This is a genomic window from Mesorhizobium sp. M0771 (assembly GCF_040320155.1).
GTDB lineage: Bacteria > Pseudomonadota > Alphaproteobacteria > Rhizobiales > Rhizobiaceae > Mesorhizobium.
The window spans coordinates 109,297-123,752 of the sequence record NZ_JAMYPC010000019.1; the positions used below are offsets into that span (position 1 = coordinate 109,297).

At 61.7% G+C, this 14,456-nt stretch carries 13 protein-coding genes; 8 read left to right on the forward strand and 5 right to left on the reverse strand.

Features of this window, described 5'->3' with window-relative positions; genetic code table 11:
* Window positions 1-369 precede the first annotated feature (369 nt).
* The 3 genes from NKI05_RS25210 to NKI05_RS25220 are packed head-to-tail and all read left to right on the forward strand — an operon-like array spanning window position 370 to window position 5,204.
* Window positions 370-2,319 (forward strand): PrkA family serine protein kinase, encoded by a 1,950-nt coding sequence (locus NKI05_RS25210; protein ID WP_023714986.1) that lies wholly within the window; start codon window positions 370-372, stop codon window positions 2,317-2,319.
* Window positions 2,320-2,336: 17 nt separating this feature from the next.
* Entirely contained in the window at window positions 2,337-3,644 is a 1,308-nt protein-coding gene (locus NKI05_RS25215; RefSeq protein WP_023686733.1) for a YeaH/YhbH family protein, read from the forward strand.
* A 9-nt stretch (window positions 3,645-3,653) separates the two neighbouring features.
* Window positions 3,654-5,204 carry a SpoVR family protein gene (locus NKI05_RS25220; RefSeq protein ID WP_023815677.1) on the forward strand — a complete coding sequence of 517 codons (1,551 nt, stop codon included), beginning with the start codon at window positions 3,654-3,656 and terminating at the stop codon, window positions 5,202-5,204.
* Window positions 5,205-5,245: 41 nt separating this feature from the next.
* Here NKI05_RS25220 and NKI05_RS25225 read toward each other — a convergent pair whose 3' ends face one another.
* The 3 genes from NKI05_RS25225 to NKI05_RS25235 are packed head-to-tail and all read right to left on the reverse strand — an operon-like array spanning window position 5,246 to window position 7,880.
* A complete protein-coding gene (locus NKI05_RS25225; protein ID WP_023686735.1) occupies window positions 5,246-6,142 on the reverse strand; it encodes an HlyC/CorC family transporter in 897 nt (298 codons plus the stop codon).
* Window positions 6,139-7,272 carry a 3-dehydroquinate synthase gene (gene aroB, locus NKI05_RS25230; RefSeq protein ID WP_352793389.1) on the reverse strand — a complete coding sequence of 378 codons (1,134 nt, stop codon included), beginning with the start codon at window positions 7,270-7,272 and terminating at the stop codon, window positions 6,139-6,141. Before aroB ends, NKI05_RS25225 begins: the two co-directional genes overlap by 4 nt.
* Window positions 7,269-7,880 (reverse strand): shikimate kinase, encoded by a 612-nt coding sequence (locus tag NKI05_RS25235; RefSeq protein ID WP_023670667.1) that lies wholly within the window; start codon window positions 7,878-7,880, stop codon window positions 7,269-7,271. The genes aroB and NKI05_RS25235 overlap by 4 nt, the downstream gene beginning before the upstream one ends.
* Window positions 7,881-8,052: 172 nt before the next feature.
* Here NKI05_RS25235 and NKI05_RS25240 point away from each other — a divergent pair, with 172 nt between their 5' ends.
* The 5 genes from NKI05_RS25240 to NKI05_RS25260 all read left to right on the forward strand — a co-directional run bounded on the left by NKI05_RS25240 (window position 8,053) and on the right by NKI05_RS25260 (window position 12,016).
* The gene (locus tag NKI05_RS25240) at window positions 8,053-8,205 is read left to right on the forward strand and encodes a hypothetical protein (protein ID WP_023670666.1); all 153 of its coding nucleotides are present in this window, start codon (window positions 8,053-8,055) and stop codon (window positions 8,203-8,205) included.
* A gap of 21 nt (window positions 8,206-8,226) precedes the next feature.
* Complete coding sequence (locus NKI05_RS25245) at window positions 8,227-9,138, forward strand: site-specific tyrosine recombinase XerD (protein WP_027050748.1); 912 nt, start codon at window positions 8,227-8,229, stop codon at window positions 9,136-9,138.
* Window positions 9,139-9,226: 88 nt separating this feature from the next.
* Window positions 9,227-10,177 carry an acetyl-CoA carboxylase carboxyltransferase subunit alpha gene (locus tag NKI05_RS25250; protein WP_023685389.1) on the forward strand — a complete coding sequence of 317 codons (951 nt, stop codon included), beginning with the start codon at window positions 9,227-9,229 and terminating at the stop codon, window positions 10,175-10,177.
* 234 nt (window positions 10,178-10,411) lie between these two features.
* On the forward strand, window positions 10,412-11,707 hold the full coding sequence (locus NKI05_RS25255) for a L,D-transpeptidase family protein (protein WP_023815675.1): 1,296 nt from the start codon (window positions 10,412-10,414) through the stop codon (window positions 11,705-11,707).
* 60 nt (window positions 11,708-11,767) lie between these two features.
* Window positions 11,768-12,016: a sulfurtransferase TusA family protein gene (locus tag NKI05_RS25260; RefSeq protein ID WP_027050749.1), complete on the forward strand. Its 249-nt coding sequence runs from the start codon at window positions 11,768-11,770 to the stop codon at window positions 12,014-12,016.
* A gap of 12 nt (window positions 12,017-12,028) precedes the next feature.
* Here the strand turns inward: NKI05_RS25260 and NKI05_RS25265 are convergent, their stop codons facing one another.
* Window positions 12,029-13,126 (reverse strand): CobW family GTP-binding protein, encoded by a 1,098-nt coding sequence (locus tag NKI05_RS25265; protein ID WP_023815674.1) that lies wholly within the window; start codon window positions 13,124-13,126, stop codon window positions 12,029-12,031.
* Between the two features lie 3 nt (window positions 13,127-13,129).
* The gene (locus tag NKI05_RS25270; RefSeq protein WP_023694057.1) at window positions 13,130-14,308 is read right to left on the reverse strand and encodes a D-alanyl-D-alanine carboxypeptidase family protein; all 1,179 of its coding nucleotides are present in this window, start codon (window positions 14,306-14,308) and stop codon (window positions 13,130-13,132) included.
* Window positions 14,309-14,456 lie beyond the last annotated feature (148 nt).

Sequence of the window (14,456 nt, forward strand, 5' to 3'; positions counted from 1 at the left end):
CCTCGCCGAAGTCGTGATTGATCGACATATGCGTGTAGGCGTTGCCGTCGAACAGCGTCACTTCAGTGCCGATGGCGCGCAGGCGTTTGGCAAAGCCTTCGATTGGTCGTCGCGGCCTTCGGCGCGCGAATAGGCGATGAAGGTCGGCGGATGCTTGTGTCCATCGAGATAGCTGGCCGGCGACAACGCCGCCCATCAGCGCCGCAGCACCGGGCAACCCGCCATTCCAGCCACTCCGAATGTTTCCTCCCAAGCCTTCTACCCGGATTGCAGCCACTCTCCTTCATGTGAAGGGAACCAACAATGCTTTCCGACAGTTGAAGGTGATGAGGCGATTGGAATCCAGATCGGCTCCGAGGGCAGAACATCATGCGTGCAACCCAATCCGACGTCTTCGATCTTTTTTCGGAAATTTATGCCAATGCGGCGGACGAAGAGGTCAGCATCCAACAGTATCTTCTTGCCTGTCGGGAAGACAAATCGATGTACGCTTCGGCTCCCGAAAGGATGGTCGACGCAATCGGCGAACCAAAACTGGTTGACACCAGCAAAGACGAGCGGCTCGGCCGCATTTTCTCGAATCGGACCCTCAAGGTCTACCCTCATTTTTCCGACTTCTATGGAATGGAGGATACGATCGAGCGCATAGCCGGGTATTTCCGCTATGCCTCGCAGGGGCTCGAAGAACGCAAGCAGATCCTCTATCTCCTCGGCCCGGTCGGCGGCGGCAAATCCTCTCTGGCCGAGCGCCTGAAGAAACTGATGGAGCAGCGCCCGATCTACACGCTGAAGGTCGGCAACCAGATCAGCCCGGTTTTCGAGTCGCCGCTTGGGCTGTTCCATCCCGATCACATGGGTGATCTGCTAGAGGATAAATACGGCATAGCCCGGCGCCGGCTGAACGGATTGATTTCGCCATGGGCGGCCAAGCGCCTCGACGAATTGTCTGGCGACATCTCCAAATTCAGCGTCGTCAAGCTGATGCCTTCGCGGCTGCGCCAGATCGGCATTGCCAAGACCGAACCTGGCGATGAGAACAATCAGGATGTCTCGGCCCTGGTCGGCAAGGTCGACATCAGGCAATTGGAAAATTTTAGCCAGTCCGACCCCGATGCCTATTCCTATAGCGGTGGCCTGAACCGGACCACGCAAGGTCTGCTTGAATTCGTCGAGATGTTCAAGGCACCCATCAAGGTTCTGCATCCGCTGCTGACCGCAACACAGGAAGGCAGCTACAACGGCACTGAAAATTTCGGCGCCTTTCCCTACCAGGGGATCATCGTCGCCCATTCCAACGAGTCGGAATGGCAACAGTTCAAGAGCAACAAGAACAATGAGGCGTTTCTCGATCGCATCCTGGTGGTCAAGGTACCCTATTGCCTGCGGATCACCGAAGAGAGGCAGATCTATGAGAAATTGCTGCGTGAGAGCGAGTTGGCCGCCAGCCCCTGTGCCCCTGAAGTTTTGGACATCCTCAGCCGCTTTGCAGTTTCGACGCGCTTGGCCGAGCACGACAACTCGCCGCTCTACACCAAGATGCGCGCCTATGACGGCGAAAATCTGAAGGAAGTCGATCCCAGGGCAAAGTCGGTCCAAGAATATCGCGACGCCGCCGGCGTCGATGAAGGCATGACGGGCGTCAGCACGCGCTTTGCCTTTAAGATCCTTTCGCAGACATTCAACTTCGATAATGAGGAGGTGGCCGCGGATCCTGTGCATCTGATGTACATTCTGGAGGAGGCGATCAAGCGGGAGCAGTTCCCGAAGGAAACGGAAGCGGCCTATCTTGAATTCATCAAGTCGGAGCTTGCGGCGCGCTACGCCGAGTTCATCGGCCACGAAATCCAGAAGGCCTATCTGGAGTCCTATAGCGAATACGGCCAGAACCTCTTCGACCGCTACATCGCCTATGCGGATGCCTGGATTGAGGACCAGGACTACAAGGACCCCGACACCGGCCAGATCCTCAACCGGGAGATCCTGGACAACGAACTTTCGCAGGTCGAGAAACCGGCAGGCATCGCCAATCCCAAGGACTTCCGTAACGAGGTGGTGAAGTTCACTCTGCGCGCTCGCGCAAGAAACCACGGCCGCAACCCGTCATGGACCAGCTATGAAAAACTGCGCGAGGTCATCGAGAAGCGGATGTTCGGACAGGTCGAGGACCTCTTGCCGGTGATCAGCTTCGGCTCCAAGCAAGACAGCGTTACGGAAAAGCGCCACAACGAATTCGTGCAGCGCATGATCGAGCGTGGCTACACAGAACGGCAGGTACGCCGGCTGGTGGACTGGTACATGCGGGTGAACAAGGCGGGTTGACAGAGCCGGATGGTTCCATGCCGATCTTCATCGACCGTCGCCTGAACCCCAAGGACAAGAGCCTTGGCAATCGACAACGCTTCCTCAGGCGTGCTCGCGAGGAGTTGAAGCGGAGCATTCGCGATCAAATCCGCACTGGCAGGATCGCCGACGTGGATACCGAGCACGCCGTGCCCATGCCTGAAAGGAAAACGGCCGAGCCGAGCTTCAACGATGACAGGGCCAGCGGACGGCGCCGACACATCCTTCCGGGCAACAGGCATTTTTCCCCTGGAGACCTGCTCCCGAAGCCGCATGGGGGCGGCGCGGCGTCGTCGCCAGGAAACACGGCGTCGGAAGACGATTTTCGTTTCGTGCTGTCACGCGAGGAGGTGCTCGAACTCTTTTTTGAGGATCTCGAACTGCCCGACCTGGTTAAGCTCAATCTCAAGGAAATCCTTGCCTTCAAGCCGCGCCGGGCCGGCTTCGCGGCAACCGGTTCCCCGACCAACATCAATGCCGGCCGCACCATGCGCAACAGCCTAGGCCGGCGCATTGCGCTGAGGCGCCCCACGCAGCAGGAACTGGAGGCGATCCTCCGGGAAATCGTCACGCTTGAGTCGGCCCCGGCCGGCGCGGCGGTGCGCCAGCGCATCGCGGAATTACGCGACGAGCTTGACCGGCTGGAGCGACGGCGCAGGCGAATTGCCTTTGTCGATCCGGTCGATATCCGATTCAACCGCTTCGACGCCCGGCCGGTGCCGAATGCCAATGCCGTCATGTTCTGCCTTATGGACGTGTCCGGATCGATGGGCCAACGCGAAAAGGACTTGGCCAAACGCTTCTTCGTGCTGCTGCACCTGTTCTTGAAACGGCGCTACGAACGCACGGAGATCGTCTTCATCCGCCATACCCATGAGGCGCACGAAGTGGATGAGGACACGTTCTTCTACAACACGCAGAGCGGCGGTACGATCGTCTCCACCGCGCTCGACGAAATGCACCGCATTATCGGCCAGCGCTATCCTGCCAGCGAGTGGAACATTTACGCCGCGCAGGCCTCTGACGGGGACAATTTCACCACCGATTCCGAGCGATGCATAGAGCTCATGAACGGCAAGCTCATGCGCCTGTGCCAGTATTTCGCCTATGTCGAGATCATCGACGAACGCGAGAGCCACATATTCGGTGCTACCGAAAACGGGACGTCGCTTTGGCGCGCCTACAGTACGATCGAGCTGAAATGGCCCAACTTCCAGATGAGCCGCATCGCTGCTCCCGCGGATATTTACCCGGTCTTCCACCGGCTCTTCGCCAGGCAGCCGGCGGCCATCAAGAGCGCTTGAGAGAGAGAGATGGTCAGGCGAGCCAACGAAACGAATTTGTTGTTTTCCGGTTCTGACTGGAATTTCGAGAAATTATCGCGGGCTTTTGAAGAGATCGAGGCGATCGCGGTCGACGAGTTGCATCTCGATACTTACCCGGTCCAGATGGAGATAATCTCCTCCCAGCAGATGCTCGACGCCTACTCATCTATCGGCATGCCACTGATGTATCGGCATTGGTCGTTCGGCAAACATTTCCTTCACCAGGAGCTTCTTTACCGTAAGGGTGGTCGGGGGCTGGCCTATGAACTGGTCATCAACTCCAATCCCTGCATCGTCTACCTCATGGAGGAAAACACCATGGCGTTGCAGGCCCTTGTGACGGCCCACGCGGCGCTTGGCCACAATCATTTCTTCAAGAACAATCATCTGTTTCAGCAATGGACCGACGCCGGGGCAATCCTGGGTTATCTGGACTTCGCCAAGGGCTACATCGCCCGGTGCGAGGAGCGGCACGGCCTTGCAGCAGTGGAGGCCATTCTCGATTCCGCCCATGCGCTGATGGAACAAGGGGTGTTCCGCTACCACCGACCGCCAAAGCTCTCGTCGGAGCGACAGCGCGAAGGGCTTCGCGAGCGCCTCGAATACGAAGAGCGCTCCTACAACGATCTGTGGCGCACGCTGCCGCCGTCGCAGAACAAAAACAAGTCCGGCAATGAGGATCAAGGGATGGCGGAGCGCAAGAGATCGCTCAACCTGCCCGAGGAAAACCTCCTGTATTTCCTCGAGAAGAACAGCCTGACCCTGGAACCCTGGCAGCGCGAGATCATCAGGATCGTCCGCGTCATCGCGCAATATTTCTACCCGCAGCGACAGACTCAAGTGATGAATGAAGGCTGCGCCACCTTCGTGCATTATACGCTCATGAACATGCTATTCGATCGTGGCCGGATCGGCGAAGGTGCCATGCTCGAAATCCTGCGCAACCATTCGAACGTGATCTTCCAGCCGGCCTTTGACGATCCCCGGTTTTCAGGCATCAATCCCTATGCCCTCGGCCTCGACATGATGCAGGACATACAGCGCATTTCGACCGAGCCGACGGCGGAGGACCGCGACTGGTTCCCGGACATTGCAGGACATGGCAACTGGCGCGAGGTCCTGCTTGAGGCCTGGGCCAACCACCGCGACGAATCCTTTATCCGCCAGTATCTCAGCCCGAGCTTGATCCGAAAATGGCGGTTCTTCGTGCTTGGCGATGGAGCCGACCAACCGCATTTCGAAGTCGCCTCGATCCACAACGAACGTGGCTATCACAAGATACGCGCCCAGCTTGCCCACAGTTACGACCTTGGAGCGAATCGGCCGGACATCCAGGTGATTGATGTCGACCTGCTCGGCGACCGGCAGTTGCGGCTGCAACACAGGGTAAAGGATGGTGTTGTGCTCGAAGGCGCCAGCCGTGACGCGACGCTCCGCCATGTACGCAGCCTCTGGGGCTACGAGGTCAGCCTGGTTGCAGTTGACGCTCAAACCGGTGCGACAATCCACGAACGGTCTACGAGCCAGATCGCGGCATAAACTCGGCAAAGAGCGTTCTGTTGCGGGCCTGCTCGGTACCTTTAGGATTCGCCCGCCGGCCTGATCCTGATCCTGGCGATCCGGTTCTTGTCGCGTTTCATCACCACGAAGCGCTTGCCGTGGAAGGTGAAAGCCTGCTTTTCCTCGGGGATCGACTGCGTCTCGTGGATGACCAGCCCGGCAATGGTGGTCGCTTCCTCGTCAGGCAGGTTCCAGTCGAGCGCCCGGTTGAGATCGCGGATCGGCACGGTGCCGTCGACGACCACGGAACCGTCCGCCTCCTGCTTGACGCCCTGAATGTCGACATCGTGCTCGTCGGCGATCTCGCCAACGATCTCCTCGATAATGTCCTCCAGCGTCACCAGCCCTTCGACCTCGCCATATTCGTCGACGACGATAGCGAAATGCGCCTTGGCGCGCAGGAAGGCGTTGAGTTGTTCCTGCAGCGTGGTGGTGTCGGGCACGAACCACGGCTTCGACGCGATCTTCATCACGTCGATCCGGGAAAAGTCGTTGCCGACCTCGTTCAGCGCTCGCAGCAGGTCCTTGGCGTGCAGCACGCCGACAATGTTGTCGAGCGAGCCTTTCCACAACGGCATGCGGGTGTGTGGGCTTTGCAGGATCTCGCGCACCACCGCTTCCGGCCCATTGTCGGCATTGACCGAGCGCATATTGGTGCGATGGACCATGATGTCGGAGACTTCGAGTTCGGCGAGATCGAACAGCCCGCCGACGCGGTCGCGGTCCTCTCGCACCATCTGGCCGTCGCGGCGGAAATCGTCGACCGCGCCGCGCAACTCGTCCTGGGTCGAGCGCTGCGGCTCGATGCGCGACAACTCATAGCCGAACATGGCAAGCAGGCGCGTGCGCACGGCCAGGACCAGCAGGGTAAGGATGGCAAGGACGGCGACGACGGTCCAGCCGGGTTCGTTGATCATCGCCGCCGGCTTTCCTGGCCCGGATGGTTTTCGCTGAGGAACGAAAGCACCTCCGACGCCGGTACATCCTTGGCAATAAAAGCCTGGCCAACGCCGCGCGTCAGGATGAAGGTCAGCGCGCCGCGCGACACTTTCTTGTCCTGGGTGATGAAGCCAAGCAGCGCCTCGGCATCGGGCAACTCACCAGGGATGTCGGCCATCCGCCAGGGTAGACCGACGGCGCGAAGATGCGCCTCGACCCGCGCCGCGTCGTCCGGGCTGGCCAGATTGAGCCTTGCGGAAAAGCGGTGCGCCAGCGCCATGCCGATGGCGACGCCTTCGCCATGGACGAGGCGGCCGCCATCATACTGTGTGGCGCCTTCCAGCGCATGGCCGAACGTGTGGCCAAAATTGAGCAGTGCGCGGTCGCCGGTTTCGAACTCGTCGCGGGCGACGACATCGGCTTTGGCGCGGCAGGCCCCGGCGATCGCCTCCGCCCGTTCCGCACCACCGGCGAACACCTTTTCCCAGTTCGCTTCCAGCCAGGCGAAAAACGCCGGTCGGTCGATCAATCCGTATTTGGCAAGCTCGGCATAGCCGGCGCGAAATTCGCGGATCGGCAGCGTGTCGAGCACTTCGGTGTCGGCCAGCACCAGCTTCGGCTGATGGAAGACGCCGACCAGATTCTTGCCGCGCGGGCTGTTGATGCCGGTCTTCCCACCGACCGAGGAATCGACCTGCGCCAGCAGCGAGGTTGGAATCTGGACGAAATTCATGCCGCGGCGCACGATGCCGGCGGCAAAGCCGGTCAGGTCGCCGATGACGCCACCGCCGAGCGCAATGACGACATCGCCGCGCTCCAGCTTGGCGGCGAGCACGCCGTCGACCACCTCTTCGAGATGGGCAAAGCTCTTGGTCTTTTCGCCGGCCGGCAAAGTGATGACGGCAGGCTGGATGCCGCCTGTTTCCAGACCGGCCTTCAGCGCGTCGAGATGTGCCGCCGCGACATTGTCGTCGGTGACCACCGCCGCCCTCGTGCCGGGCAGGCGGCGCGAAATCTCGGCGCCGGCGCGCGCCAAAAGGCCAGGGCCGATCAGGATGTCATAGGCACGCTCGCCAAGGCCGACCTCGACAGTGACCGGTTCGCTCACAGCCGCACCTCGCCTGGCGCAGTCGGAGCCGGAATGCCGAAATGCCCGCACAGCGCGTCGACAACCTCCGTCGCAATGACCTCCTTGCGGTCGTCGCGTGTCGGCACGGTGATGTTGGACGTGGCATAGACCGGGTAGCGCTCGCCCATCAGTCGCTCGAGCACGGCGCGCGGATCGGCGCTTTTGAGCAACGGCCGGTTCTGCTTCTTGGACACGCGTTCCATCAATAGGTCGATCTCGGCCTTCAGCCACACCGACACGCCATGCCCGGCGATCGCTTCCCGCGTCTGCGCATTCATGAACGCGCCGCCGCCGGTCGACAGCACCTGCGGCCCACTCTCCAGCACGCGCAGGATGACGCGCTGCTCCAATGCCCGGAATTCGGTCTCGCCATAGCGTTCGAACAGTTCCGGCACCGTCATGCGCGACACGGTTTCGATCTCCTGGTCGCTGTCGACGAAGGGCAGCGACAGCATCGTCGCCACCTTGCGGCCGATCGCCGTCTTTCCGGCGCCCATCAGGCCAACAAAGACGATCGAGCGGCTGCCCAGCCTGTCGAGCAGCGCGGCATGGCTATCGCCGGGAGGATTTGCTGGTAACGCGTTCATGAGACCATGCTGTTTCTAAGCCGTCTTTGCCGGCGTATCGACATCAAAAGCCCGTTTGCGTCAAGCACAGCGCCTTTCGCACGCAGAGCCCTTCGTCCTTGAATTGACGGAATTAGCGTCCCATAAGGACACAGGGCTTGGAATCGCAGAGCAAGAAGACGGGCGAAGATTGATGCCGACACTGTTCCGCTTTGTCGTGACGATGATGATTCTTGCCGGCATTGCCTATGGTACGATGGTGGCGTTGGCGATGTTCGTCGAGCCGAAAAAAGCCGAAATCACCGTGCGCATTCCACCGGAAAAGCTGAACCCCAAGAAAAACTGACCCAAAACTGACCCCTGGAACATGAACAGCGCGGCTCGCATCGAAGCCTTTCTCGAGATGATGAGCGCCGAACGCGGTGCCGCTGCAAACACGCTGTCTTCCTACCGCCGTGATCTCGAAGACGCTTCGCAGCAGATTGCCGGCGGGCTTGCCGCTGCCGCCGCAGCCGACATCCGCGCCTATCTCGACGATATCGCGGCGCGCGGCTTTGCGTCGACGTCGCAGGCGCGCAAACTGTCGGCGATCCGCCAGTTCTTCAAGTTTCTCTACGCCGAGGGCTTGCGCGGCGACGACCCGACCGGCACGCTGGACAGTCCGAAAAAGGGCCGGCCGCTGCCCAAGACGATGAGCGAGGCCGATACCGGTCGGCTGCTCGACCGCGCCGCGCTTGAGACAGGCGATGCCGTCAATGGTGACCGGGTGGCTGCACTGCGCCTGCACGCTTTGGTGGAGGTGCTCTATGCCACCGGCTTGCGCGTCTCCGAACTAGTCGGCCTGCCGGTGACCGTCGCCCAGCGCGACGACCGCTTCTTCATGGTGCGCGGCAAGGGCGACAAGGAGCGCATGGTGCCGCTGTCGGCCAAGGCCCGCACGGCGATGCGGGCTTGGCTCACAGCCCGGGCCACGGTGCCGGCTTTCGCCGACAGCCCGTTTCTGTTCCCGGCCGCCGGCGACAGCGGCTTTCTCTCCCGGCAGGTCTTTGCCCGCGATCTCAAAGGCCTTGCCGCGCGGGCCGGCATATCGGCGGCGAAAATTTCGCCGCATGTGCTGCGCCATGCTTTCGCCAGCCATCTCCTGCAGAACGGCGCCGATCTCAGGGCGGTGCAGCAGCTGCTCGGCCACGCCGATATCTCGACCACGCAGATTTACACGCATGTGCTGGAAGAGCGGTTGGTGCGGCTGGTCAACGATCATCATCCGCTTGCCGACTAGGCCTCATATCGCTATGTGAGGGCAACGTGCCCGCGCGGAGCCTACATCTGCGCGATGTTTGCCTTCCGACGCATCGGTCCGCTCAAGAATGTACAATTACCTCGATTTCGAAAAGCCGGTGCAGGACCTTGAACTCAAGATCCTCGAGCTGAAGAAGCTTGCCGAGAATGGCGAGGCGGTCGACGTCGGCGACGAAATCAGCCGGCTCGAGAAGCGCGTGCGCGACGCGCTGCGCGACATCTACAAGGCGCTGACGCCGTGGCAGAAGGTGCAGGTCGCGCGCCACACCGACAGGCCGCATTGCCTCGACTACATCAAGGGTCTGTTCAGCGATTTCACGCCGCTCGCCGGCGACCGCAATTTCGGCGAGGACCAGGCGATCATCGGCGGCTTCGCCCGCTTCCGCGGCGAACCGGTGGCCGTCATCGGCCAGGAAAAGGGCTCCGACACGGCGAGCCGGCTCAAGCACAATTTCGGCTCGGTGCGCCCTGAAGGCTACCGCAAGGCCGTGCGGCTGATGGAACTTGCCGACCGTTTCCAGATCCCACTTCTGACGCTGGTCGACACCGCCGGCGCTTACCCCGGCGTTGGCGCCGAGGAACGCGGCCAGGCTGAAGCCATCGCCCGCTCAACCTCGGCCTGCCTCGGCCTCAAAGTGCCATCGATTTCGGTTGTAATCGGCGAAGGCGGTTCGGGCGGCGCCATTGCGATCGCCACCGCCAACCGCGTCTACATGCTGGAACACGCCATCTATTCGGTGATCTCGCCGGAAGGCGCTGCCTCGATCCTGTGGCGCGACACCACGCGCTCGAAAGATGCGGCGACCAACATGAAGATCACCGCCCAGGACCTTCTGGAAATGAAGATCATCGACGCCATCATTGCCGAGCCGCTCGGCGGCGCCCAGCGCGCGCCCGAAACGGTGATCGCCGCCACCGGCGATCTCATCGCCAAGACGATGAAGGATTTTGCCGGCGCCAACACCGATTTTCGCGAACAGCGCCGCGAAAAATATCTGGCGATGGGCCGCAGCCTCTGATTTTGGCCGGCAGCGCACCGCAATGTGGCGTCAAGGAGCAATTTCGCCACAAAAATGCCGCCGCATTCGGCTCAATAAAAAATCCGTGACACCGGGCGAATTGCCGTGGGGGGCGCCGTCCGACGCTTGCGGTAAGGAATTTTCAAGGTTAACGGGCTTAGGGTCCGTCAGTGTTCAGCATGCAGGCCCGGGCGCTATCCGGCCGTGCCGCGAGAAAAAGACATAGCCGTATCCATGTTTACCAAGCTTGCCCGCACTGGACTCCTGATCGCCGCGCTTGGCGTTGCCGGCTGCAACGATTCCTCGATGAAGAATTTTGCGCCGGAAGCCAGCAAGCCGCTGCCGGACAAGATCCTGGCCGACATGAAAGCCAAGGGCATGATCCGCACCTCGTCGGTGATGGCTCGCATCTTCAAGGAAGAAGGCAAGCTCGAAATCTGGAAGGCCAAGACCACCGGCCGCTACGAGATGGTCGCCAGCTACGACATCTGCAAATGGTCGGGCAAGCTCGGCCCAAAATACACCGAGGGCGACCGCCAGGCGCCGGAAGGTTTCTATACGGTCCGCCCGTCGCAGATGAATCCGCGCTCGAACTATCACCTGTCCTTCAACATCGGCTATCCCAACGCCTATGACCGTGCCAATGGCCGCACCGGCGCCAATCTGATGGTGCACGGCGCCTGCTCGTCGTCGGGCTGTTATTCGATGACCGACCCGCAGATCGAGCAGATCTACGCTTTTGGTCGCGATGCCTTCCAGGGCGGCCAGACCGAGTTCCAGATCCAGGCCTTCCCGTTCCGCATGACCGCCGCCAACATGGCGCGCTACCGCAACGACCCGAACTATGAGTTCTGGAAGATGCTGAAGGTCGGTTACGACAATTTCGAGATCACCAAGGTGCCACCGAAGGTCGATGTCTGCGACAAGCGCTATGTCTTCAACCAGGTGGCGCCTGAGGGCACGACATTCGATCCGACTGGCGCATGCCCCGCGACCACGCAGCCCGATTCGCTGAAGAGCGCACTCAACGCCTATCAAAGCAGCTATGACGCGGCCTTCACCGGCGCGGTCAAGGCCAGCGTGCCAGCGCCCAAGCCAACCATTGCCGGCATCAAGGAAGCCGCCATCGTTTCAGACTGGTCGAAGCGCCGCGCCCGGGGCGAGCGCGTGCCGATCGAACCGCCGTCGCTGAATTCCGACGGCACGCTGACCGAGACGGCGCGCATGGGCCGCATCGATTCGCCCGCCGGCCGCAAGATGGCGGCGCTGGACGCAGAGAAGGAAGCCAAGCGCAAGGCCGAGGAACAGCGGGTTGCTGCCATCGAGGCTGCGAAAGCCGCCAAGGCCCAGGCACTGGCTGAAAAGCAAGCCGCAAAGGCCCAAGCGCTGGCCGAAAAGGAAGCAGCCAAGCAGGCCCCCCAGCAGCCGGTCGCCACTGCGAGCGTCGAGGCGGCGCCTGCAGAACCGCCGGCGGACGAAAGCCGGATGTCGAAGATCAAGAACAAGCTGCTAGGCATGTTCGGCGGCTGAGGTTTTTCGCCTTGCCGATGCATGTCGCCCAAAAGTGCGCAGCGGTTTTGGGACAAAGACATGCATGAAGACAAACAAACAAATCACACCGCGATCTATGACCTCAAGGGCCTGAACTGCCCCCTGCCCGTTCTCAAGGCGAAAAAACGCCTGGCGGCAATGCAGCCGGGCAGCCGGCTTTGGCTGGAGACCACCGACCCGCTGGCGGTCATCGACATCCCCGCCTTTTGCGCCGACGCTGGCCACCAGCTTGTTGAAACGTCAGCCGTCAGCGGCGGCCACCGCTTCCTGGTCGAACGCGGCGCATAGCGAGCCTGACAATCAGCCCCCGGCTATCGCCAGCGGATTGCTCTCCAGCGCCGCGCGATCCGGCGTGTCGATCGACGGCCGGTTGGTGAAGGCGGAAAACAGCCGGCGCACATAATCTTCCGGCATATCGAGCGTGATCAGCACCAGCCTGGTGCCGCGTTGGCCGTCCGGCCAGGCCAGCAGCCGCGCCGGCGGATGCAGGATCTTCTGCACCCCGTGGACGACAAGCGGCCGCGACGGGTCCTCCGCAAGCTCGATGACGCCCTTCATCCGCAAAAGCTTGTCGCCATGCGCAGAACGCAGCAGGTCGAGGAACATCTCGATCGCCGAAAACGGCACCGGGCCGTCATGGACCAGCGAGTAGGAGCGCACGCGGGAATCGTGGCAGTGGTGGTGCTCATGTTCGCCGTGATCATGATGATGGTGGTGCTCATGGGCGGCTTCTTCGCCGAGCCAGCGCCGGACATCGGCGGATTTGGTCGCCGGATTGTAGAGGCCGCAATCGAACAGCGCCGTGACGCCGGTTCGGCCGTCGCCGGCCTCCAGCACCACGGCGCCTGGATTGAGCTGATGGAGTCGCGTTCGCAAAGCATCGACGTCGCCGGGATCGCTGGCCAGATCGACCTTGGTCAGCACGATGCGATCGGCGACCGCCACCTGCTTGACCGCCTCGACATGGCCGTCGAGCGTCGCATTGCCGTTGACCGCGTCGACCAGCGTGATGACGCCATCAAGTCGGAAGGCCTGCACAAGGGCGGGATGCGCCATGATCGACTGCAGCACCGGCGCCGGATCGGCGAGCCCGGTGGTTTCGACAACGACGCGGGCAAGGCGGGCGATACGGCCGGTCTGCAGCCGGTCGACGAGGTCAGCCAGCGTATCGACCAGTTCGCCGCGCACCGTGCAGCACAGACAGCCGTCGGACAACTGGATGATGCCGTCCGAGGCCTGCTCGACCAGCAGGTGGTCGATCGCCACCTCACCGAATTCGTTGATGATGACGGCCGTGTCGACCAGTGCCGGATCTTTGAGCAGCCGGTTGAGCAATGTCGTCTTGCCGGCGCCGAGGAAGCCGGTGACCACCGTGACGGGTATCGGAAAGCCAGCCATCGCCTAGTTCGCGGCTTTGACCAGCTGGTCGCCCTGCACCGCGGTTGCCTGGCCCACCACGGCCGGTTCGGCGCCCTTTGGCGCCGGAATGTCTGGCCGCCAGCTCGGCAGCGGCACATCGGCGTATTCCTGGCCGCCCTGGTCGAGCATCGCCTTCGGCGCCGGCCCGGTGGCGCCGCCGAGGCCCACGGCAACCAGCGTCGGCACGTGGTCGAGCTTTTCCTGATAGGGCGATTTCGGCACGTCGGCACCCTTCGCGGCCACCGGCGGAGCCGCCTCGGACTGCTCGTGCGGCGCCTTCTTCCTGCAGATCTCATCATGCATGTCGTTGGGTGACATTGTATCGCCATAGGAAGGCATGGCCGCGACCGTGAGCCAGTTCGGGTCGGGCGTGGCAAAGCCCTGGTCGAGCAGCCTGGCGGCGGTCTCGGCACGGCTGATCGCCGATTTTTCGCCGAGCACGACCGCGACCAGCGTGCGGCCATTGCGTGTCGCCGAGCCGATCATGTTGAAGCCCGAGGGACAGACGAACCCGGTTTTCATGCCGTCGGCGCCGGGATAGCGCCCGATCAAGAGATTGTAGTTGGAGATCGCCTTCTTGCCGACGGCAAGGCCTTCGATCGAGAACCAGGGGGCGTATTGCGGGAATTCCTTGCGGATCGCCATCACCAGCAGGGCAAGATCGCGCGCCGTCGTATACTGCTCCGGCGAAAACAGTCCGTTCGGATTGACGAAATGCGTTCCGGTCATGCCGAGCCGCGCCGCCTCCGCATTCATGCGAACGGCGAATCCGGCCTGCGAGCCGCCTATGTTTTCGCCGATGGCCATGGCGATATCGTTGGCCGATTTGACCAGCATCATCTTCAACGCATTGTCGAGCCGCATCACCGAGCCCGGCTTGAAGCCCATCTTGCTGGGCGGTTCGCCCGCCGAATGCTTGGTCACCTTGATCGGTGAATCGAGCTGGACCTCGCCGGCGGCAATCGCCCGGAAGGTGACATAGGCGGTCATCAGCTTGCTCAGCGAAGCGGGATACCAGCGCTTGAATGCGTCCTGGTGCTGCAGAACCTTGCCGCTGTTGAGGTCGAACAGGATCACCGGATTGGCCAAAGCTGGCCCAGCCAGCATGGGTAGCGCCAAGCCGCCCGTTAGCAGTAATTTGAGGATATGGCTGTGCCGCATCATGGAATCCGAAATCGCCTCTTGCCGTAGTCGCCCCTGGCTCCGTAAGATTTCGTTACGCGATGGCCAGCATGACCTGATCCGGCCCTCAATTTCCGGATCACATTGTCTGGGGTGCTATTTACCCTATGTGACGCCAAGATGGCAA